Origin of the sequence: Bacillus sp. T2.9-1, assembly GCF_950097965.1 — a bacterium.
Taxonomy (GTDB): Bacteria; Bacillota; Bacilli; order Bacillales; family Cytobacillaceae; genus Niallia; species Niallia hominis.
Genome location: NZ_CATNHG010000016.1, coordinates 1 through 2123, shown reverse-complemented (window position 1 = coordinate 2123; position 2123 = coordinate 1). Strand labels below are relative to the sequence as shown.

Genomic DNA, 2123 nt, shown 5'->3' with positions numbered 1-2123 from the left:
ACAGGGATTAAAAGGTTTTTAAAAAAGAAAAAAACGAAATTTTGATAAAAGAAAACATTTAGAAAACGGATACAAAATTAGAAGTTTTACTTTATAAAAAGGGAGCTATAAAAAACTCCCACAAAAACTTGACTCAATCCAATATCTTTATATGAATACTTTTTAAAATAATTGACAGTAATATTATCTAAATAGCTCTCAATATTCTCTTTTGCAACTTCTATACTATACTCTAGATCAAATTCTTCAATACTTGTTTCATCCAGTTTAAATTCATAGTTTAATAAAGCATTCAAATTATAACCTCCATAATACTATGCTTTTATTAAGTTCCTATTCTCACTTACAAAAAGCTGCCATTCTTCCGGTAACTCACTTAAAAGCCCAATCCACTTTTCTTTATCTAAATTAAAAAATTCGTACACAACATTCCCATATTTCCCCTCAGCATTTTTAAATAATTTTAGACGGCCAGCAAAGTTAATGAAAAACCTTTCTTTATCTCCCTTATATTTTAGGCTTGAAAACCTATTCAGAATAAATTCAAAATCATTCCACAACTGTCTTGTTAGTTCAGATATAGCATAAAAATGAGGAATGGAAAAATGGCATCCTCCTAAACAATCCCTGCCCGGATATGGACAATTCGCTTCTCCTATTAAGCATTGAACATCTTTCTGTTTACTAGTCAATTTCATAAATAGTATTTCTTCAAACTTTTGTTGAGTTTCTTGTGAATCCATTTCTAAGATTATATTTTTTACTATTTCTTCATCCTCAGATACAGCCAGTAAAAAACTAGCTACCGACTCAAGTTTAAACACACCTCCGAATGAATCTAGAAGTGAATTGTTCTGTTTTGTTTTTTCAAAAAGTGACGTGGTTTCTCCGAATAAAATATCGGTAAAAGTATCAGCAATAAAACCGAAGTGGTCGTTTCTTGAAAAGAGTTGTGAAGTAAGGAAGTTTATGTCCTCTTCAGTAAAAAGCAAATAAATATTTGTAGTTTCAATGTTCTTATGTCCACGAAATTGTTTAAGTATTTCTATTTCATGTGGTCCATTTACATTTTTTGAAATACGCAACAAAAATGTGAATAATGAACGGTTCATTTTTAAAGTATCGAATTGAACACCGCTAAAGGATCTAAAAAAATTTTCTTTAACTTTATTCCTAAATCTATTATCTTTTGTCATAAAATTAATAACGGATTGAAAACTATCGTTTAAAAGCCTTGTTCTAATTTCACAAAGAGTCACTGCAGTTGCAAATGCGATTAATAACTTATCCGGAATAAATAAATACCTATCTGCATTATTTTTTGAAAAGTTATATGTTTTTATTTGTAGTCTTCTTAATAATCTTTCAGCGTCCGTTTTACTAATTTCATTATTTTCCATCCATTCAATTGTCGGTTCGATATAAGTATCCTCAAATGACACTCTAGGAAAATGAAGATAGTCAGGTGTTCTCCAAATATTTGTTAAATGAAGAATTACATATAACCATGCAGAATCATAACGATCATATACCATATTTATATTCTTATTTTCTTCATTTGCTAGAACTGCTTTTTTTATACTATTAATTGCATTACTCTTATGAAAACTAACATTTTCAGAAACATAATCGAATAGATTTCTATATTCTTTTGGCGTATATAAACTTTTTATTTTTCTTTTTTGTTCTCGGTCATAAGGATTAATTATTTCATTCATTCTAAATGTAACTTTATTTTGCATTTTTTGAGATAAATGAATTGCTTGTAAAAAGCTATATAAATGCTTTTGAAAATGCAAAGGGTATTTTTTAAAAAACGCAAAATTCAATTCCTTTGAGGAGCAATTGTATATTTCCTTTGATAAAATAGAATTCATATCTTTAGTTAAATTTACAAGTACACCAATCCTCTGTAATTTATCATCGTAAGAATTTGGATTCCATTCATTTGATTTACTCTTAATGTATATATCCCAAAGCTTTTCAGTTTCAATAATGTAAACGAGCACAATATTTCAGATACTCTTTTCCACATTAATCCGGGAGGAAATCTGAAATAATGTGCTATTTTTTTCACTTTATTTCGGAATGTGCAAAATCTTGTTCAAATTATTCCGTCTTAA

The 2123-nt window shown here is 28.3% G+C and carries 2 protein-coding genes; both read right to left on the bottom strand.

Annotated elements, in window-relative coordinates; all coding sequences use genetic code 11:
* Positions 1 to 86: 86 nt before the first annotated feature.
* Positions 87 to 296 (bottom strand): hypothetical protein, encoded by a 210-nt coding sequence (locus tag QQZ16_RS02225; protein WP_031540300.1) that lies wholly within the window; start codon positions 294 to 296, stop codon positions 87 to 89.
* 18 nt (positions 297 to 314) lie between these two features.
* A complete protein-coding gene (locus QQZ16_RS02220; RefSeq protein ID WP_284561044.1) occupies positions 315 to 2009 on the bottom strand; it encodes a hypothetical protein in 1695 nt (564 codons plus the stop codon).
* Between the last annotated feature and the right edge of the window lie 114 nt (positions 2010 to 2123).